This window comes from Anaerorhabdus sp., assembly GCF_036637135.1.
In the GTDB taxonomy this organism is placed as follows: Bacteria; Bacillota_I; Bacilli_A; order Erysipelotrichales; family Erysipelotrichaceae; genus Anaerorhabdus.
The window spans coordinates 1-21,403 of the sequence record NZ_JAVWNC010000036.1; the positions used below are offsets into that span (position 1 = coordinate 1).

General features: G+C 29.6%; 22 protein-coding genes. 20 read left to right on the forward strand and 2 right to left on the reverse strand.

Going from position 1 to position 21,403, the window contains the following annotated elements; all coding sequences use genetic code 11:
• Positions 1–84: 84 nt before the first annotated feature.
• The 15 genes from RR643_RS07640 (at position 85) to RR643_RS07710 (ending at position 12,289) form a co-directional block, all read left to right on the forward strand.
• Complete coding sequence (locus RR643_RS07640; protein ID WP_332475096.1) at positions 85–219, forward strand: hypothetical protein; 135 nt, start codon at positions 85–87, stop codon at positions 217–219.
• A complete protein-coding gene (locus RR643_RS07645; RefSeq protein ID WP_332482829.1) occupies positions 216–503 on the forward strand; it encodes a hypothetical protein in 288 nt (95 codons plus the stop codon). Before RR643_RS07640 ends, RR643_RS07645 begins: the two co-directional genes overlap by 4 nt.
• A 57-nt stretch (positions 504–560) precedes the next feature.
• Entirely contained in the window at positions 561–812 is a 252-nt protein-coding gene (locus RR643_RS07650; RefSeq protein WP_332482830.1) for a hypothetical protein, read from the forward strand.
• Positions 813–842: 30 nt separating this feature from the next.
• The gene (locus RR643_RS07655) at positions 843–3,341 is read left to right on the forward strand and encodes an ABC transporter permease (protein WP_332482831.1); all 2,499 of its coding nucleotides are present in this window, start codon (positions 843–845) and stop codon (positions 3,339–3,341) included.
• Between the two features lies 1 nt (position 3,342).
• Positions 3,343–3,999: an ABC transporter ATP-binding protein gene (locus tag RR643_RS07660; protein WP_332482832.1), complete on the forward strand. Its 657-nt coding sequence runs from the start codon at positions 3,343–3,345 to the stop codon at positions 3,997–3,999.
• A gap of 137 nt (positions 4,000–4,136) precedes the next feature.
• A complete protein-coding gene (locus tag RR643_RS07665; protein ID WP_332482833.1) occupies positions 4,137–4,481 on the forward strand; it encodes a MazG nucleotide pyrophosphohydrolase domain-containing protein in 345 nt (114 codons plus the stop codon).
• 326 nt (positions 4,482–4,807) lie between these two features.
• Positions 4,808–5,035 (forward strand): hypothetical protein, encoded by a 228-nt coding sequence (locus RR643_RS07670; protein ID WP_332482834.1) that lies wholly within the window; start codon positions 4,808–4,810, stop codon positions 5,033–5,035.
• Positions 5,036–5,798: 763 nt separating this feature from the next.
• Positions 5,799–6,146, forward strand: a complete 348-nt coding sequence (locus tag RR643_RS07675) for a hypothetical protein (RefSeq protein ID WP_332482835.1) — start codon at positions 5,799–5,801, stop codon at positions 6,144–6,146.
• A gap of 137 nt (positions 6,147–6,283) precedes the next feature.
• A complete protein-coding gene (locus RR643_RS07680; protein WP_332482836.1) occupies positions 6,284–6,601 on the forward strand; it encodes a PadR family transcriptional regulator in 318 nt (105 codons plus the stop codon).
• Entirely contained in the window at positions 6,602–7,219 is a 618-nt protein-coding gene (locus tag RR643_RS07685; protein ID WP_332482837.1) for a DUF2812 domain-containing protein, read from the forward strand. It abuts the gene before it with no gap.
• Positions 7,209–8,462, forward strand: coding sequence for an erythromycin esterase family protein (locus tag RR643_RS07690; protein ID WP_332482838.1), 1,254 nt, complete (start codon positions 7,209–7,211; stop codon positions 8,460–8,462). Before RR643_RS07685 ends, RR643_RS07690 begins: the two co-directional genes overlap by 11 nt.
• Positions 8,463–8,575: 113 nt before the next feature.
• The gene (locus tag RR643_RS07695; protein WP_332482839.1) at positions 8,576–9,028 is read left to right on the forward strand and encodes a MarR family winged helix-turn-helix transcriptional regulator; all 453 of its coding nucleotides are present in this window, start codon (positions 8,576–8,578) and stop codon (positions 9,026–9,028) included.
• A 106-nt stretch (positions 9,029–9,134) separates the two neighbouring features.
• Positions 9,135–11,048: an FAD-binding protein gene (locus tag RR643_RS07700; protein ID WP_332482840.1), complete on the forward strand. Its 1,914-nt coding sequence runs from the start codon at positions 9,135–9,137 to the stop codon at positions 11,046–11,048.
• 110 nt (positions 11,049–11,158) lie between these two features.
• Positions 11,159–11,503, forward strand: a complete 345-nt coding sequence (locus RR643_RS07705; RefSeq protein ID WP_332482841.1) for a NusG domain II-containing protein — start codon at positions 11,159–11,161, stop codon at positions 11,501–11,503.
• A gap of 54 nt (positions 11,504–11,557) precedes the next feature.
• Positions 11,558–12,289 (forward strand): CPBP family glutamic-type intramembrane protease, encoded by a 732-nt coding sequence (locus RR643_RS07710; protein WP_332482842.1) that lies wholly within the window; start codon positions 11,558–11,560, stop codon positions 12,287–12,289.
• Positions 12,290–12,361: 72 nt separating this feature from the next.
• Here the strand turns inward: RR643_RS07710 and RR643_RS07715 are convergent, their stop codons facing one another.
• Positions 12,362–12,970, reverse strand: coding sequence for a CPBP family intramembrane glutamic endopeptidase (locus RR643_RS07715; protein ID WP_332482843.1), 609 nt, complete (start codon positions 12,968–12,970; stop codon positions 12,362–12,364).
• Between the two features lie 582 nt (positions 12,971–13,552).
• Between RR643_RS07715 and RR643_RS07720 the strand changes: the two genes are divergently transcribed.
• From RR643_RS07720 to RR643_RS07735, 4 genes are all read left to right on the forward strand, one after another.
• Positions 13,553–14,038 (forward strand): hypothetical protein, encoded by a 486-nt coding sequence (locus RR643_RS07720; RefSeq protein ID WP_332482844.1) that lies wholly within the window; start codon positions 13,553–13,555, stop codon positions 14,036–14,038.
• Positions 14,039–14,442: 404 nt separating this feature from the next.
• A complete protein-coding gene (locus RR643_RS07725; RefSeq protein WP_332482845.1) occupies positions 14,443–15,003 on the forward strand; it encodes a TetR/AcrR family transcriptional regulator in 561 nt (186 codons plus the stop codon).
• Positions 15,004–15,005: 2 nt separating this feature from the next.
• Complete coding sequence (locus RR643_RS07730) at positions 15,006–15,935, forward strand: alpha/beta fold hydrolase (RefSeq protein ID WP_332482846.1); 930 nt, start codon at positions 15,006–15,008, stop codon at positions 15,933–15,935.
• A 249-nt stretch (positions 15,936–16,184) separates the two neighbouring features.
• Positions 16,185–18,284, forward strand: coding sequence for a transporter substrate-binding domain-containing diguanylate cyclase (locus tag RR643_RS07735; protein ID WP_332482847.1), 2,100 nt, complete (start codon positions 16,185–16,187; stop codon positions 18,282–18,284).
• 135 nt (positions 18,285–18,419) lie between these two features.
• Here RR643_RS07735 and RR643_RS07740 read toward each other — a convergent pair whose 3' ends face one another.
• Complete coding sequence (locus RR643_RS07740; protein ID WP_332482848.1) at positions 18,420–19,322, reverse strand: HD-GYP domain-containing protein; 903 nt, start codon at positions 19,320–19,322, stop codon at positions 18,420–18,422.
• Positions 19,323–19,665: 343 nt separating this feature from the next.
• Here RR643_RS07740 and RR643_RS07745 point away from each other — a divergent pair, with 343 nt between their 5' ends.
• The gene (locus RR643_RS07745; RefSeq protein ID WP_332482849.1) at positions 19,666–21,009 is read left to right on the forward strand and encodes an MATE family efflux transporter; all 1,344 of its coding nucleotides are present in this window, start codon (positions 19,666–19,668) and stop codon (positions 21,007–21,009) included.
• Positions 21,010–21,403: the final 394 nt, after the last annotated feature.

The following is a 21,403-nucleotide window of genomic DNA, read 5'->3' on the forward strand; positions in this document are numbered from 1 at the left end:
ATTTAGCCCAGAATATTGCAAGTTAGCCCACAAGTATTGAAGTGATAAAAAAATAATGTTATCAATTAATCAGGAGATAATACTGTGAAAGCAAAAAAAGTAATTGACCAAGTAGTAAACCAATTCATTAAAAGTGCAAAGAAATCTTTGCACACGACCTCGTATCGTGGTATTTATCAACCAGATTTAAGAAAAATGAAAGGAGAAAATTACAAATGAAAAAAATAGTAATCAGTTTACTTGCTACATTAATGCTATTAGGATCACCAATAATAAGTTTTGCACAAGAAAATTTGCCAAATAATGGATATGGGCATACACACCCAGAAAATTTAGAATTATATGCAGATTGTTATCATACTTATATAAATACTCCAGTTGGAAGCGAACATGATAAAACTGCTCCTAGTGGTAGAGTTGAGCGTGTGCAAACTTATACAGCACGATGTACAAAATGTGGAGATTATTACTACTGGGATAAACATTTGTATTGGTATGCATAGAATGTATTGCTCATCAAAACTTTGATAAGCAATTTTTCTAGATTAAAGGAGATTTATATGACAAAGAAAATAGTAACTGTTATACTTTTTATAGTAGGTTCCAACCCGCTTCTTAATGTTTCGGCTGAGAATATATTTTCTAAAGTACATAATAGTAATGAACATATATATGGATATGCAACTGTGGGTAATAGATTTGATCGTACCAACAATGAAGGTGAGACAGAGTGTATGCAAACCTATATAGGTATATGTAATACTTGTGGAGATTATTACTATACTGATATTCATGCTTTTTGGTATAAATAGGATTTATGAGAAAGATACATGGTGAAGTTTGTGAAAAATAATCTGTATTTGTCATTAAAAGGTATACTTGGAAGGAAGAAAGAAAATAGTATTTTAATATCGATGATTATCATGTCGATTATTTTTCTTATTTCCTTTTTAATTTATAATCAAAGTAGTGTGAAAAGTCTTGATGAAAGTCGTAAAAATTTGTATGGTGAATGGTACACTGCAACGTTCAATATAGATAAACCAAGTATTAACGATGATGGAATCAGTAGTGTCATAAGGCAAAATGCATTTATTTATTCAGATAATATTATTCTTGGTTCAATTGGACAAGTTGATAGTAATTTTAAAGAACTTAGTCGTATTGAATTATTGAGTGGACAATTGCCGTCAAATAAAGATGAAATTGCTTTGACAACTTCGCTACTAGATAGCATTGGATGTTCATATGAATTAGGAAGTATCGTAACAATTCCAGTACTACCCATAGATTTCAATAAAGAACAACTTAACCAACATATATTTGAGCCAATTAATTTCGAATACAAGTTAGTTGGAATTCTACCAGCGTATGATTTGTTTTGGCAAAAGGGTGATACACCTATAGTGAATGCAATTGTAACAGGTTTTCCAAATGATTATCCTAGTACATATCAAGTTTTATGGAAAGGTGCAAATGATCTTGATTCTTATAATTTAATACAAGGTGAGAATACTGATGTTGTAGTAAATGAATTTGCCTATCCAACAAAGGATAATTTTGACACATCTTTAGTACTTATACAGAGTGGAGTACTTGCGTTAGCATTTATTTCAAGCTTAGTGATTTATTCACTTTTGCTAAATAGACGTAGACGTAGTTTTATAACGATGTCGAATTTAGGTGCTACTAAATTAATGATCACTAAACTTGTCTTCGTTGAATCATTACTAATTCTTTCATTTAGCTTTTTGATTGGGATTCCACTAGGTATACTTATAGGAATATTAATTAATACAGCTTCTAAAAATTTATTATTGAGTATACCATGGAATCAAATAGTTTCTTTACTTTTTTTACTCTATTTTGTGAATGTGAGCTCATTTATCATATCATCCATACTAATTAGAATTGATAATCCAGAAAATCTACGAAATGAAAAAACAAAAAGAATAGATAATGTAAGTGTAGCTTCTAAAATAAATAGATCCGTTATACTATTAACTGCAGTTATTTTATTTTTGACTATTAGTGCATTATATCTATCTCGATGGACGATGATGGCATATGATAGAAATGTAGATTATGCTGCTATAAATATTCAAAGTAAGGATAATCAGTTTTTTGATGAAAATCTGTTGTATGATTTGAAACAAATACCTGAAGTACAAGAAGTTGCGGCATATAATTATGTAGGTATGGAATATTTTGTAACAAATGAAGAGGTAAGACAAAACAAAGTATATAATGAGATATATGATTCAACATTAGATCCAATGCCAGTTTATTTCTATAAACGTGGAATTCTAAGAACTAATTTTTTTGTTCTGTCTGAAAAGGAAAGTGACATACTTATCCAATTATCTGATATGAAACAAGAAGATATTCAAAAATTCAAGAATGGTGAAGGTGTACTCTATTATCAAGTTAGACTTGAAAAGAATACTGAAACAGGAATGATATATCAATTTAGTATTATGGAAGAACAATCTAAACAGGGATATGAAGAACTAGAATTACCAATTCATCAGGGTAGCAAACTTGCATTATCAAGTAATATGTTTGTAAATGAAGAAGGACATGATTATACCAAATCAAATGTATTCGCTGAAGATATAGAAGTTTTAGGAGTATTACCAAGTCTTAATGATAAACTTTTACTTGGCAATAGCACTCCAATAACGAATGGTAGCATATTTGTTTCACAAAATTTCTATAAAAAACTTATGTTGAGAATGGAAGATAGAATCGTATCCAATGATGAATATACAAACGTTAACGTTACGATTGATAGAAACGCATCCTATTCAACTCGAAAATCAATTTCATCGATTGTTACTTCAAGAGGTGGTTTACTTCAATCTGATAGTTACGAAATTGTTGATCAGCTCTATAGAGAGTGTAGTCAAAAGTCATTAATTATCATTCTTTCAGGTTCTTTACTTGTCATATTTTGCTTGATTTTATTGTGGAATATAGTCAGCTCATCATTATTAATAGAACAAAAGAGAATTGGAATTCTTCAGGCTTTAGGTATATCAAAGAAAAGGTTATTACAATCTTATCTAAGAAAGATTATTTTAGTACTTTTACCACTGATTTTCATTGTGAATGGATTAGCGATAGGCATAATGAGTATTATCAATCAGCCGAAATATTTAATCCAATTTACAAAAATATATGTTTATGGAAATAATATTTATTTTATCTATCCAATCGGTTGGCAACTTGTATTAAATGGAATCATTATTATTCTTTATATACTGATTCAAATTTATCCGCTCTATAAATTGATAATGAATGAACCGATAAAAAATATGAAAGAATCTGGAGGAATATAAAGTGAATAATATTATTCAAGTTAAAAATCTTAGTAAACAATATGATGAGAAAACAATTGCAGTTAGTGATGTCAGTTTTAGTATTGAGGAAGGATCGGTAGTTGCGATTATTGGACGTAGCGGAAGCGGGAAATCGACTCTATTGCAAGTTATTGGGTTACTTGATAAGCCAACAAATGGCACTATAAATTTAGATAATCAAAATACAAGTCAGTTTAATGATAATAAGCGAGCAATGTATAGAAGAAATAAGATTGGATTCATTTATCAAAATTTTAATTTGTTACCAGAATATTCAATTAAAGATAATATTTGTTTACCACTCTTGTTAGATAAGAAAAAGATTAATCAAGATTATTTTAATGAACTTGTTGAATTACTAGGCCTTAATGATTTATTGCTTAAACAGCCTTATCAATTATCTGGAGGGGAGCAACAGCGTGTTGCTATTGCACGTGCATTTATGATTAAACCAATAGTTATCCTCGCGGATGAACCTACAGGGAATTTGGATAAAGCTAACGGAGAAAAAGTTATAGATTTAATGCTAAATACTGCAAAAACCTTTAATACTACAGTTGTATTTGTTACACATGACATCAAGCTTGCTCAACGCGCTGATCGAATTATTGAAATGAGTGACGGAATACTTATTTAGTAGAAGAATGATACGATTTTGATATGTTTTTAAACTAATGACACTCTTTTTAAGAGGTTTGCTTTAAAAATACACAGTTTAATTTTTAGATGATGATATAATATAAAATAATTAGAACTTGTAGAGGAGAAGATACTGTGAAAATTACAATAAATGAACTGGAAGAATACTTATTCGATCATTATAAAAATGGTGGAGTTGATCAAAGCTTGTTTATGAAACTCGTAGAAGAGATAGGTGAAGTAGCAGAAGTTCTTAATAAAAAGGCGGGTAGAAAATTTGCTGGGCAAGACGATTTGCAAGCCCAATTAGGTAATGAGTTAGCGGATGTGATACACTACACAATTGCTATTGCTGCTTTAAATGGTATTGATATGAATGATGTTATAATTTCTAAGGATAAAACTGCATCTATAAAGTATAGTCATAGAATAAATTTAGAGAAGTTTGTAAAAGATTGTAGAACAAATGATAACGAATAACAAATTTCAGTTTGTCATATTAATAATTCAATAAAAATTAATTCCTTAGCACAATAACTAGCTAGAAAAGTGAATTTTACGTTGTTTAGTACATTATGTATTTCTTTCTTCTTGTTTGGAAACAAGCGAAACACCATTTTTAGTAGAGTGGGTAATCAAAGAGGAATATTTTAAACATAAAGTTAAGAATAGTTGATAAATATGCAAGAATTCGTAGTCTAGTTGTGGGGTTAAAGGCAGAAACTTGAGAGTTAAAAAAATTAAAAAGAAACTTTGATATAATAAAAACAGGGAGATATTTTCATTGAAATATACAAGGAGATAATATGCGTATAGTTATATTGGTTTCAATTATTATTAGTTTTGGATTAGGTATTTTAAAATTACTAAATATAATTAGTTATGATTTATTTTTAAACTTTTTTAGTTTATTTTCGTTGATCATTAGTGGTTATTGTTTATTAAAATGTTATGAACAAAAAAGGAAAAATATTTTTGTGATAGTCTTAATTATCACAATATTCCAATTTGTAATATTTCTAATGACTATTTAGAAAATTTCTCACTTTTGCATAAAAAGCATTGGAGCTTTTAATTTGTTCGATGTTTGTTCTATGAAGTTAAAACTAAATATCTCTAAATGTGGTTATGTTTACTCGATGAAGGTAGATTGGTTCTGTTATATCAAGAGTGATAATGATTAGGATTATTTACACCTGTAATATTTTAAGTAATTTAAAAGATATTGCAAAGGAAAGGGTGATGAATTATGAAATATAAAATTTTTGTTGTATTCGGAATATTTCAGATAGTTCTAATACATCTAATATTTGGAGGAGTCTTATTATTTATTGGAACAAAGACACTTGTTACGTGGACGATGTATATGAAAATTACAACATGTATATTCCTTATATACTATCGTGGGTAGAATTTATTTGTGGATTAATTCTTGTAGTTTCAGAAATGAAAAAAAACAAACCAATTTAAATTCTAAAGAATAATGGAATTTGTAGAGGTAGAAAACGTATTATTGTTTTGAAGTAAGCGATTATTTTAAAAGATAGATAAGTTCTAGGATGATCTATATATCAGATGATAATTAGCTTTGTATGATACTTATTAAGGTATTCTTTCGAAGAAATCAATAGTTAATCAGCCCTGTAAATAGGGCTTTTTTATTGGAAATAGAATATAACTAATTTACTACTCTAGACTTTGGTTTTCTGTTTTGTATAAGTAATTATTCAAATTTAATTTGAACACAACTTTAAGAATTATTTGATATAATATCTTTACTAGTAAAGAGGTGATTCTATGTTTAATGAAATATGTATATATGAGGCTAAGGTAGATAAACAAGATGAAATTGAAGAACTAATGAAAGAAGTAGCTGAGTTTTACTTGAATCAAAAGGGTGTTTTGGAAGTTAAATATATTAAAAGAACACATCGACAAAAAGATTTTAATGCTGTAAAAGAAGGAGAGTTACCAATCCAATTAACACGTAATTTAGGTAAAGTAACTTATGTTTTATACTGGGTATTAGAAGATGAAGAAACCCATGCAAGAGTATCAAAACTCGGGATAGATAAGTTTTTCAAACGATGGAATCGCTGTTTAACAACAATGCCAAAGATAATACTTGGTAATAATATTGTATAAATTAGAAGCACCTACTGGTATATAACGGTAGGTGTTATTTATTTTTAATTAATAATAGTAAAAAGTATTGACATATACAGTGTTACGATATATAGTCTAACTATACAGTATGACTGTATAAGAAGTGGAGATAGTATATGAACTTAGAAAAGAAATTACCATTAACTGAAACGACATACTATATTTTGATTTCATTATTAGAGCCGAATCATGGTTATGCTGTTATGCAAAATGCTGAACAATTAAGTGATGGTAGGGTACGTATAGCTGCAGGAACAATGTATGGAGCTCTTGAAAATTTACTTAAGCAAAACTTGATAAGAACAATGCCTTCGCCTGATCCGCGACGAAAAATTTACCAAACGACACAAGAAGGAAAAGAGTTATTGATTCTTGAATCAAAGAGGCTTAAACATATGGTTTCAATTTTTGAAAATGTGAAGGAGGATATATAAATGATAGTATTTAAGATGTTTATCAATTTTGAAGAAGAAGAAAAATACTTGCATGAAATGGCTCTAAAAGGATTTATTTTGAATAAACATTCTGAGTATGGCTATTATAAGTTTTCAACTGGTGAAAAACAGGATTTAAACTATAAAGTTGATTATAGAGCATTCAAAACAAAAATAGAATTTAATAATTACATCACTTTATTTGAAGATGCAGGTTGGAAACATGTATCTGGTAATAAGGGTAGTGGTAATCAATATTTTTTACCAGTAAATATTAGTCATGATGCAACTTTGTTTTCTGATAAGGATTCAGCCGATGAACGTTATAAGAAGTTATATAATTCAAGCGCGTTTTATTCATTGTTGATGATTGCTTTAGTTACGGGTTTACTATTAAACATTGACTTTGATTTATCAAGATTAGGATTCCTAACGCAAGGTTTATTTGAAAGAACGGGTCAGGAATTTTGGTTAGGGTTCTTCTTTGAATTACCATTTGTATTGTTAAGAACATTGCCATTATTGTGGCTTGCGGTATATTCAGTTTATTTTGCATATCTAGGAACAAAGGTAAAAAAAATGTATCAATTGACCAGTGAGGTTGAAAATGAAGAATAATAAATATCTAAGAAAACTAATTGTGATTAGTACACTAGTTATGTCTTTATTTGGATGTAGTTTAAATCAAACAGAATCCAACAAAACTATGAATATGGACAAAACGATATACGATATATCAGAAGTTAAAATTCCTAATTATGTAAGAATTGTAGGAGTAGGTGAAGCAAGTCACGGTGTTAAAGAATATCATCAAATGAAAATGCAAATTTTTCAAAATCTTGTGGAAAATAATAATGCAAAGATATTTGCTATTGAAGGTGATTTTGGTGGATGCTTAAAAGTTGAAGAATATATTCATGGAGGGGAAGGAACCGCAGAAGAAGTATTAAATGAAATAGGATTTAGAATCTATAACACACAAGAATTAGTTGAGTTAGTAGAATGGATGAGACTATATAATGAAAATGCGGTTGATGAGAATAAATTACATTTTTATGGTTTTGATATGCAAAGATTTGATAATAGCAAAGAATATATCTTTGATAAAATAAGTGAAGTATTACCTGATTTAAGTGATAAGTATAGAGAGCAATTGAAAGATATGAATGATAATACAAGATTAGATTTAACTAGCGATCAGGTAGAATACTATCAAGAACAATTAATTGAATTTGATAAAGAATTAGAAAGTAATAGAGAATTACTTAAAAACTCAGTTGGTGAAAAAGAAACAAATCTTCTATTTGAATGTGTAAATTCATTAAAACAATATACTGAAGTATTACTTGCGAGTGACTACAATACAGCGCGAGATAGAATTATGAAAGAAAAAGTAGATTGGTTAGCAGCTAGAAATTTTGGAAGTACATTGTATATTAATGGCCATAATGGTCACATTGCGAGGGTTTCAAGTTCAGGATATCTTAGCTTAGGTGAACAACTAGCAAGTGAATATGGTGAAGGATATTATGCAATAGGATCTGATTCACTAGAAACAACATTTAATTCTCAAACAGAAACGGGATTTGAAGTATTAAATGCAAGAAATGAAACAAAATTAACAAAGATATTTGAACAAGTAAATCAGGAATTTTATTATATTGATATTATGACTGTTTCTGAAGATAAATTATGGAAGGAACTCTTGGAAGAAAATATTGCAATGTCTGGTTTTAATATAAGTGTTTTAGAGTCGCTGCTATCGAACAAAATGTTTTATACTTTAAATATGATTCCGATTAAATCTTATAATGCACTTCTCGTGTTTAAGAATGTTAATCCTAGTAGTATTATTAATTAAACTAATTATTTATTTGTAAATGAGTTTTAGAAATATGTATATTATTACTTTATTACAATAACTTTGTAGATTAATAACTTATTTTTTATTATAATTATACTAGAGGTAAGATCATGGATAAAAAAGAATTGAAAAAGGAATTAATTAATTATATTGATATAAATTTAGAAAAAGTTAGTAAATCATTTGCACGTGAGTTTAAAGTAAAGTATAGTTTATCTCCAAATCAAATGAGTAGTTTATGGTATTTACGAAAGTTTGGAAGAATGACGATGGGTGAGTTTGCTTCTAAAATGCACATGTCTAAACAACAAGCAACTAAGCATGTTCAATTGCTTGTTGAACGAAATCTACTTAAAAGAGAATATGAAGAGAGTAATCGAAGAACAATTTATATAGTTTTGGCAGAAGACGGATTAATAGCAACACGTGGTGCAGAGGATATTTATGTTGAAAGATTTGTAAATGAAATGTCAAAATTAAGTGTGAATGATCAAGAAAACCTTATCCGAGCAATATTAGATATAAATCATATTTTACCTAAAATGAAAATGAGAGCTGAATAAAAGCTCTTTTTTATTGGATAACCATGTGAAAATATTGACAATCTAAACCATTGTGATATCATGTGAATGTAAATATATGTTTACAGTAAATAATAAGGAGAGAATGATGAAAAAGTTAATTGTTAAATGTTTGGCTATTCTTACTTTATTTGCTTCGCTGACAGGTTGTACTCAACCAACTAATTCAGCTAGCAACTATAAGTGGGATAGAGAAGTTGATTTCTTAATTGTAGGGTATGGATTAGCTGGGCAAGCTGCAGCGGTAGAAGCAAGTGATATTGATCCAAATGCATCAATTCTTGTTTTAGAAAAGATGCCAGAAGCGTTAGAAGGGGGAAATTCTATTGCGTCTGGGCAAACGTTTGTTGTACCTGCAAAAGATGATGTTGATACTTTTCATGATTATGTTGTCGCAATGAGTCAACCGAATCCAATTCCTGAAGATTACTCGCGTTGGTTAGCTCAAGAATTTGCAGATCAAATAGAATGGATTTCGGGGACTATGGATGCTGCAGGATTTGAAGTAGGTTATGTTGGTGGAGGTCCACTTCGTTGGGGAAGCCTTGTAGTTGAGTTTGGAAATCTACCTGGTTCTAACTTTAAAGGAACTTCAGCGCATATACGTGAGAAAGACTCTGGTTCATTTATGCCAGGAGGTTTATGGCACGGTTTCAATGCTGCAGTTAAATTACGTGATAATGTAGAAGTTGCGTATGGAGTAGCAGGTACAGAATTAATTCAAGATCCTGAAACTGGAGTAGTTCTGGGTGTTATTGCTAAAGATGCAACAGGGAAAGAAATAAGAATTAAATCTAACAAAGGGGTTCTTCTCTCTTGCGGAGGGTATGAAAATGATCTTGAAATGCAACGAGATTTTCATGGCGTAGATAAAGTTTACACTTCTGGTTCGCCAGGAAATACAGGAGATGGTATTTATATGTTAATGAAAGTTGGTGCACAACTTTGGCATATGAAAAATCAAACACAATCTGGAGGGTATTGGCTAGGAGTTAAGACACCAGAATTCGATTCAACATTCATTTTAAATATGTCATTTAAGTCTGGAAGTTATATTCAAGTAGATGCAACTGGTAATCGTTTCTACAATGAATCTAAAACTTATCACAGACAACACATGAAAGATTTAGAACATGGTAAATGGCTCGATCTAAAGCATGCGGATGCATTACCTGTTTGGTTTATTTTCGATGAATCATTACGTGCAAATGAATCGGTGGTATCTCCATGGTTATCTTGGCCAATAACAACAGAGAATTATACTTGGTCATCAGATAACTCAAAAGAAATAGAAAAAGGATGGATTATTAAAGCTGATTCTATTGAAGAACTTGCGGGTAAAATTGGATATGATACTGAAACGTTAAAAACGACAATAAACCGCTATAATGAAATGGCTGTAACAGGAAATGATAATGATTACGGACGTGATGCGAGTACGATGACTCCAATTAATAATGGACCATATTATGCAGTAGAAATCACTCCTACTCTAGTAGCAACAACTGGAGGAGCAGTACGTAATACGAAATCTCAAGTTTTAGATAGAGAAGGCAATATAATTCCTAATTTATATGAAGCAGGAGAACTAGGGTCTTATGTATCGAATTTATATCAAAATGGTGTATTCTTATCAGAAGCTATAGCATCTGGACGTGCAGCTGCTCAAACAGCATTTGGAGGTAAATCAAAAACTACGGCTGTTGTAGAAATACTTGAAGCAGGTGAAACATCTAATAATTCAATTTTCAAAGACTTAAATGATGGAGTTTATGTTGTTGATGTAAATGGAAAACTAAAACTTGATATTAAAATAGCGCAAGGTAAAGTTGCTCTCATTCAAATTACAGAAGGTAAAGACAATATGTATATGGATGGAACTCAGTTTACAAACTTTGTGAATAGTATTATTGAAAAACAAAGTTTAGAGGTTGATGCAGTAACTGGTGCTACAGAGGAAGGTCAAGCAATTTTAGATTCTATTAAAGATCAAGTGAAATAATTATTTTAAATACAATTTTGTAAAAGTGTAAAAACATGTGGCATTTAATGCACATGTTTTTCTCCAATTTAAAGTTTTATTATTAATAATGAAGTGGATAAGGTGTTAACATGAGAAAAAATGAAATAATCGTAATTTTTAGTATTTTCATTGCAGCGATAAGTATTTATGGGATTGTATATTTAGCTGATTATAATAGAAAACAAAGTGAAGTTATAAAAGTTTTGCATAAAACAGAAAATATTTTGGAGCTTGATTCGAGGATTGATGGAGAATACTCATTAGAAGGTAGCTTTGGTAAATTTACAATTGAGATCAATAACCATCAATGGCGAATAACGAATGAAGAATGTCCTAATCATACGTGCAGTTCTCTTGGGTGGATTTCTAAAATAAATTATTATCCAATTATTTGTTTACCTAACGAAATATCAATCGAACTTAAAATAAATTAAGAAATTTAAAATTAGTTTAAGAAATTATATGATAAAATTAAATCAGGTGATATTATGAATGGATTATTGAAAAGTGAATCAACTAAATTGCTTTTATTGTTGATTTTTCTATGTTTGTTTTCTTTGTTTTCTGTTAAGTCGAATGCATTACTCATTTTAATGCTATTTATACTCATACTTTCAATTTATTTTATAGTTAAAAAGAAAAGTCATATAAATAGAAGTGATATTTTGATAGGTGGATTGTTGATGTTATGTTGTTTACCAACGAATCCAATATTAAGTGTTTTTGTCTTACCTGTATATGTGGCATGTAGAGTACTTTTAAAAAATACAAGTTATGATATTCCTTTCTTAGGAGGTTTTAAGAATAGTATTAAAACACTTCTGTGTATTTTCTTACTTGGCGGAGGTTTATCAATAGTAAATATTTTCTTAATTATTGGGGATGCTACATTCAATTTTAATTATGTACTTCAATATTTCCTTAGTGCATTAGGTATTGGGATATATGAAGAGGTATTATTTAGATTATTTTATTTTGCATTGTGTATCTATATCCTAAAAGATAAAAAAATGGATAAGATAGAAACTATCTTATCCTATTTGATAATGGTACTACCTCATGTCTTACTACATCCAGGTATTGATCTGATAAGTATTGTTGGATTGTCTTTGCTATTTGGATTACCGTTTGCTTTGATGCAAAGAAAGTTAAACCTAATCTCTGCTATGGGTTCACATGCTCTTGTTGATTTTATTAGATTTATTGTCTTTGGAGGATAGTATTATTATTCCTCTATTACAAAGTTTACTTTGTGAGATCTTTTTCTATGAACTTAATAATAAAATAGTAAATTATAGTATTAGAAACGCTGATAACAAAGAAATGAAGCAATTTCCAATTCCATGACAAAGATAGGAAGGAATAATAGAACCATCGCATTTTATCTCATTTAAATAACCAAATATCCATGCTGGAAGCGCTGTAATTAATACGATAATAAATGCCTTAAAGGGCGTTGTCATCATAAAAAATCCAATGCCATGAATACTACCGAATACTAAAGATTGAATGATATTAGCTTGTTCAAAGGGCAGCTTATTGCATAAACGCTTTAAAAGGAATCCTCTAAATAGTATTTCTTCTGATAAACCGGTTTGTATCATGCCAAAGATGAGTATTGGAATAATTGCAGAACTACCTTCGCCAGAATATGACTGTTGTACTGTAGAACCTAATGGTAAAAGAGAAGGAACTATATACACTTGCATAAGCCAACAAATTAAACAAAAGAAAACAATAGCAACAACAACGAAGCTATAGTTTCTCTTCATGGAAACCAAACCTATCCAGTGAAAGAAACTTTCTTTTTTTCGTGAAGTAATGAACCACCAAATCAATGGTATAACAGAAAAGACAAGAACTTGAAACAAAGCATTTAAAAGTAAATTTATGATTTCCATAATACTCCAATCTGTGTATTTTATACACTAAAATCCATAGTAAGATAAATAATGGATTGTCTATTAGATATAAACTCATATCTAACGATGAAATCATTGCATTTAGGCATATTTTTGTCTATCAAATATTTTTTACATTCCTTATTTCTAATAATATTTGTCTGTTTTTAGCATTTAATATAGTTAAATTAGTTCATGTTTATAAAATTAATCGAACATTTTAGATAATAATAATTTCTTCTTTCTATTGTGTTTATCGATTCAATAGTGAGAAGAATAACAAGGTAACCTATATTATGAATAATCAAGTTGTTATTGATTACGTTGAAAAATAGTTATGGTCAGTGATTCTTTAATATGAGTAACGAGTATGTTATTGTATATTTATAAAAAAAGGAGAAATATCATGGATTCTTTCTTGCTGCTGTTGCTAATGATAATATTGTTTGTAATTTGTTTAGTACTTTTTAAGAGAAATAAGATATCAAAATATCGTTTATACAAAATTGGCGTTCTTTGGTTCATAATGTTTATAGTAAGCTTGTACATGTATTTTAAATAATTTGAAAGTTGAGGATTATCATGGGAAAGAAAACGGATATAATTATCGATTTCTTAGGTAATGCGTGGAATGTTGATTGTTTAGGGTGTGGTATAACGAATCATACAGTAATTGTTCCTGGTGATTTAGTTTATGAAGATGAATATTTTACAATTCAACAAGATCCATTGATTCCTATCAAAGGGTTCATGATTATCAATGCAAAAAAACATGTTCAATCAATAACTCAACTTACTGACATTGAACAACATCTTCTAATTGACTTAATTCATAAAACAATTGTGAATTTAAAAGAATTAAATATAACAAACCAGATAACAGTAATTCAAGAAGAAAGATCTTCACATTTTCATGTTTGGTTATTTCCTTATCATGAATGGATGTTGGGTAAGTATGGTGTAGGTAATGTAAGAGAGATATGTGAATATGCCAAAAATCATGTAAGTGAAAAAGATATAGATGAAATCTTAGACACAGTTACTAAGTTAAGAAATCGATTTGTTTGAAAGAATAGGTGGGCTAGAGAAAAACTAAACCACTTTTTTCTTATAGAAAAGTTCTCTAAAATTAAAGTAAAGATACAGCAATCAAAGGGATATCAAGAGAGTGTCAATACTTTGCGTCTTACCACTGCTAGATGATGGATTTGGACTTTGATGAACTTGAAGTAGGAATCTAAAAACTACGCTAATGAATTCAACCTTCGTCAATAACTACCTCGTAGCATAGAAGAATACTGCATAAAGGTTCTTTCATGATTTTTGTAACAAATCAATTTTCTTGGTGAAAATTGAATAGGGATATGGATAGGAGATTCAATATTATGTAATTTGACAAAAGAATCAATTGAGATATAATAAAGAAACAAGTGTTGCACAACGTATGTTACCTTAAAAAAGGAGGAAATAGAATGCCACGAAAATTCATGTTTACAAAAGAGGAAGTAATAGAAGCTGCACTAGCATTATCTAGAGACAAAGGTATTTCAGCAGTTACCGCTCGGGCAATTGGTGAAAAATTAGGATCTTCTTCTAAGCCGATTTTCAGTCTTTTCGAAAACATGGACGAGGTGGTACATGAAGTTTTAGAAGCATCTAATAAAGTGTATCAAAGTTATTTAGAACAAGAAATGACAAAAGGAAATTATCCACCTTACAAAGCAAGCGGAATGGGGTATATTCGTTTTGCAAAAGAAGAAAAAGAACTTTTTAAGATACTCTTTATGCGTGATCGTTCTAATGAAATTATGGATAATAATAATGAAATAATGCCTTTAATCAAATTAATTCAAAAAAATTTAGGATTAAGTGAAGATGAAGCAACTCTATTTCATAGTGAAATGTGGTTTTATGTTCATGGAATAGCAACTACAATAGCTACATCCTATTTAGAATGGAATGAAGAAATTATAAGTAAGATATTAACAGATGGATATGAAGGGTTGAAATGTCGATATAAGGGGGATGAATAAACATGGTTGAAGAACATATTTATAAAGAACATGCGATAGAACTCAATTACTTTGAAATAAAAAATGACTTGCAACCATTAGTTCTTATTCATGCTCAAGGAGTTGATGCAACTAGTTTTAATAATGTATGGAAATATTTATCAAAGAAGTATCATATTTTTTCGATAGATTGTTATGGTCATGGAAAAAGTCTACATGATGCTAAACAATATAATGTGATAGATATAAGCAATGCCATAATAAGTTTTATTAAAAATGTAGTTAAGGACAAAGTTTACTTACTAGGTCATTCTTCTGGGGGCTTGATTGCCGCATATATTGCTTCTAATACAGAACTTTGCGATTGTTTAATATTAGAAGATCCGCCATTCTTTTCATCACAAGGAGAAAAACGTAAAAATAGTTTTAATTATATTGATTTATCAACTGTTTGTCATAACTATATAAATCAGGATGAAAACAATGATTTCGTTTTATATTATTTCAGTAACCAGTATGCATGGAATTTTTTTCCTGAGAAGTCGAGAGAAAAAATTAAAAATAAAATGATAGCGATGGCAATTAAGTATAGACAAAAGCACCCAGAAAGAAATTTGAAAGTAATGTTCTGGCCTAAAATTGCACTCAGTGGTTTTCAAGGAATGAATAATTATGATCCATTGTTTGGTGAAACATTTTATAATGATTCATTCCATTGTGGTATTTTACACGATAGTATATTGGAAAATATACAATGTAAAACTCTATTTATGAAAGCTCAAACTAATATCAGTGAAGATGGTATTTTGATGGCAGCTCTAAGTGAAGATGACCTAGAAAGAGTTTCAAGGCTTATTGTAAATTGTCAAATAATACGGTTTAATTGTGGTCATGGTATTCATATAGAGAAACAAAAAGACTTTATAAAATGCTTAATGAATCTAAAACAATGAAAATAGATGAAGTTAATGTTTATTGATAATCAACATTGAAATAGTAAAGAATATCATAGTTTGTGTAAGTGTTTTAATTGTTGTATTTTTGACAATTAATGATACTGTGTATTACAATATTTAAGGTTTGAAATTGATGATTCATCTACAAATTGATAAATAATGTTGTGAAAAGGTACTGAAGGGTAACTTAGTTTCTTTCTAAGTTACGTTGAGATATGGTACAATACAATTAATAAAGGTACGCACATGAAAATAAAAAAAATACGAACAAATCTATTGATTCTTTTAGCTTGTGTTATATTAACATCATTCATTATGCCAACACTTGCAGAAAAATCTAAACTTTCTTACATAGAAAGAGCAACGATTACAGTAGCAATTCTTAAAGAAGAGGGTGTCAATATTGATGCACTTTCTGATGATTATCTTACTGGATACACTCATGAATATTTAACTAAACTGGAGCAATTCTCACCAGTTCAATTTGAGTATATCTATTATGATCCAATCAATGAACAAATTCTTGATATCTTAGAAAAAGTTAAAGAGGGTAAAATTGATCTTGTAGGTGGAATGCTAAAAAATAATGGATTTGATGACGGATATTTATATAGTGATTTTTCTTATGGGTACGTAAGTACTTCCTTACTAGCTAGAAGTGATAATAATGACATGAACGAGCGTGTGGTCTTAATGAATGAACCAGTTAAAATTGGTTTAATTGCTTCATCAAAATCACAAAGACAGTTATTAGAAAATTATTGTGAAGAAAATAAGTTAACACCAACGATTGTTGAGTTTGATTCTTATGTAGAGACAGAATGTGCACTACTAAATAATGAAATTGATTTAATGATTGGAAGAGATACTGCGAAATCAGCTGATCTTAAAGTTGTTGATAATTTAGCTGAATCACCATATTATTTTGTAACTGCTAGTAACAAGACAAATGTGATTTCTTTGATTAATGATGCAATGAAGGAATTAAATATATTGGATCCTGAATTTACAAATTCATTATATGAAAAGTATTATTCAACAGCCAATTTATCAACGGCATTAACAAGCGAAGAAAAAACTTTAATTACTAATTTAAGAGCAATGAATGTTGGGGTAATCCCCAATAATTACCCACTAGAATACTATGATGAATCATCTAAACAATTTAAAGGGATTCTAATTGATTTAATGAATCTAATTAGTGAGAATACAGGGTTGAAGATTAATTATGTTCAAATGGATTCATTGGATAATCTAACTGATGATTTTGAATTTGGTGTTATTGACATGATATTGGGAGTTCCAAACGAATACTCAAGAGCAATCAATAGGAATTATTTACTAACATCACCCATTGTTGAACTACCAATTGTGCGAATATCAAATAGTTATGTTTCACGAAATAATCAAATTGCTATGTCGGGTTATTTAAATCTTAATTCAGATTATATTGTTAACTATGATGATCAAGATATGTTCAAGATGGTATCTCAAGGAAACTATAAAGAAGCTTATATTGATGGATATCGTGCACAATATTTGAGTAGTTATTATCGTAATGTTTCTATAATTCCTTCAATTTATGAAAACTATCAGTTGGCTATAGGATTACATAATAAACAAGATTATCGCATTATGAATATTTTGGAACAGGGAATTCGTGGAATCAGTCAACATCAAATTGATGAAATTATTTATAGTAACGTTATTGATAAAGAGAAATATTCTTTAATGGATTACTTCAAACAAAATCCTGCAGAATCAGTTGGAATTATTTTAGTCGTCTCAGTGATGATGGTAGGCGTATTATCATTGTTCTTATTTAAAGCGAATCAAATGAATAAAGAGTTAGATAAAGAAAAAGAAAAATATGAAATGTTATCACAATATGATCAATTAACTAAAGTATATAACCAACAAACATTTAAAACAAAAGTTCAAGAATGTATTGATAGAAAATCGAGTGGTTCAATCATATCAATGGACTTAGATAACTTTAAAATTATCAATGATACAAATGGACATTTTGAAGGTGATCGTCTATTAAGTGAATTTGGTAATCAATTGAATCATACGTTTGGTCAATATATTACAGGTCGTCTTGGTGGTGATGAATTCATGGTCTATATGGATTCTGTACAAGACAGTGATGAATTACAAAATATTTGCCAAAAATTTCTAGATAATATGCATACAATAGAAAACAACTATTCATTAACGATTAGTATAGGTATTGTTGTATTTCATCAAATTAAGGACTTTGATGAATTATATTATCAGGTAGACCGTATCCTATATGATGTAAAGGCTAGTGGTAGAAATAATATAAAAATAGAGAAGATTTAGTTAAGTTAATGATTCCTTATTTAGTTTAATAGTTTTAATATAGAACATTAAAAAACCATGTAATTTAAGACACATTGCCTTAAGACACATGGTTTTTGTATATTTATCGTAAAGTAAACATAGTTTGAATTTATGTTAATCAAGTGTTCTCAAATATGACTCTAAAGCTGTAATAACCTTACTATCAAATTGTGTATCTTGGCAACGTCTTAATTCCTTGATTGCATCTTGTATTGATTTGCCAACGTGATAAGGTCGAGTTACTACCATTGCATCATAGGCATCTGCTACTGCGATGACTCTAGCTAATAAACAAATTTCATTCGCTTTAAGTCCTCGAGGATATCCAGTACCATCCAGTTTTTCGTGATGTTGGAATGCAATTTCTGCAATTGTTTCACCATAGCGTTCTTTTATCATCTCATACGTATATCGACTATGTTCCTTCATAATCTCATATTCTTCAGTAGTTAATTTTCCAGGTTTCATCAGAATTTCAGGAGGAATTTTTGCTTTACCAACATCATGGAAGATAGCGGCAAAATAAAGATCATCCAGTTGTTCAAAACCTTCACGTAAAAAATATGTAATTCCCAAACAAAGTCTTCGTACTCGAATGCAATGATTCAGTGTATCGCCATCGACTTTTTGTAAGTTTTCTAATACGGTCATTAAGTGATTCTCATCTTCTTCATAACTTGAGTAATACGGGCCGGTATTTAGATTTAGTACTCGTGCATCTTCAATAACACGAAACATGTGGTTTTGATTTAATGAGTGATGAAAATAAATGTCTCCAGCCTTGAGAGTGATTGTTTCTTGATTATCAATAAATTCAATAATACCCTCTAAAATATAGCTAAATTCAACAAGATTTGTTTGAATTGTATAAATATAACCAACAGTTCCTTTAGGCATGATTTCAATTAGTGATTCAAAATCTTTTTCCTTACATATTAAACATGAAGCATCTCCATTGACACCAACCAAATTATTTTTATCATAGTTATCCTTAAATATAAAACTAAGTTCACCCATGCTTATTCTCCTTTAATCCTTTATTTAATAATACTCTATTTAAACTTATGTACAAGGATAAAATCTTAAAAAAATGGCTAATAATCAATAGAAAGCATAGGTTTTGTCGTGTTTCCTTATTTAGATTTATAGATACTAATCGATATCACCACATATATAATTAGTAGTAAATCATATTTTTATAAATAAGTAATTGATAATTTTGGAAATATTGGTTAAAATTAACAAGCAGATAACGTGACCCATACGTTTAATGCCCGCTTTGCATAAAACATGAGAAACTATCAGAGTGAATAAATCAAGGAACCTCGGGTTCCTTTTAGTTTGAAATGGAGGCAAAACAATGCAAGAAAACAAAATGGGCAGTATGAAAATTAATAAGCTAATTATGACCATGTCTTTACCAATCATTATCTCAATGTTAGTTCAAGCGCTTTACAATATAGTCGATAGTATGTTTGTCGCAAGGGTATCAGAAGATGCCTTAACTGCAGTATCTTTGTGTTATCCAATACAAATGATATTAGTCGCAGTAGCTTGCGGAACAGGGGTAGGAATAAATGCCATATTATCTAGAAATTTGGGTTTAAAAAGGCAAAAAGATGCCAATCAAGTTGCATTACATGGATTGATGTTATCATTAATTAATGGACTTGTGTTTGCGTTATTGGGATTCTTGTTTTCTAAACAGTTCTTAAGTCTATTTACTGATAATCCGGAAATTATTAACATGGGTGTTAGTTATATGCAAATTTGTATGATTTTCTCAGTGGGTGTATTCATGCAAATTACATATGAAAGAATTATGCAATCAACAGGTAATACGGTCTACAACATGGTTATTCAAGGGGTAGGTGCACTAGTAAACATTATCTTAGATCCTATTTTTATCTTTGGTTACTTTGGCTTACCAGCGATGGGCGTAACAGGAGCTGCAATAGCAACAGTAATCGGGCAAATGGTAGCGATGATTTTGGGAATTGTCATTACAAAGTATAAGATAACTTTAGTTCAGTTACATTTAAAAGATTTTAAATTGGATTTGGGATTAATTAAAAATATTTATCGTATTGCAATTCCAGCAATATTGATGCAATCAATTATGAGTTTTATGACTGTGTTTATGAATATGATATTAGTTCAGTTTTCAACACTTGCAGTATCTGTATTCAGTATTTACTATAAATTACAGCAATTTGTATTTATGGCTGTTTCTGGTATAACAAATGCTTTAATACCGATTGTTTCATTCAATTACGGTGCAAAGCAAAAACAACGAATCTTGGATTCAATTCGCTTTTCATTAATACTCGCAACTGTGATTATGTTAATCGGAACTATTATCTTCCAACTTGTACCAGAACAATTACTTTATTTGTTTGATGCTAAAGAAGATATGTTAGCAATTGGAATTCCAGCTTTACGTACGATAAGTATTTCATTTGTATTTGCAGGTATTTCTATGATTCTATGTTCAGTGTTCCAAGCTCTTGATCAAGGAAGTAAATCTCTAGTTATAACATTATTACGACAAATGGTACTACTTGTGCCAATGACGTATGTTATGGCAAATTTATTTGGATTAAACATATCATGGTGGGCATTTGTAATTACTGAAGCTTTCTGTTGTTTGTTAAGTTTAGGATATTTGTATAGCGTTAAGAAGAAAACAATACTTACAATTTAGCATTCCATTGAGGAATGCTTTTCTTTTTAATCTTATAGAAAAGTTCTCTACGATTAAAGTAAAGATACAGCGATGAATAGAGGATATGCAATGAAACGAAAGGATTACATCTTAGAGAACCTAGATTTTGAGCAAGCGAAATCTGAGAGTTTGTATAAGCGTAAAAAAAGAAACCTGCTTCAACAAAACTTTGAATACCACCACTATTAGATGATAGATTTGGACTTTGATGAACTTGAAGCAGGAATCTAAAAACTACGCTAATGATTTTGACCTTCGTTATAACTCCTCGTAGCATAGAAGAGTATGGGTTTATTGGAAACAAATTCTATGAGAGAGGAATTTGGGAGCTTCATAAAGGTTCTTTCATGATTTGTGTAAAAAATTAATTTTC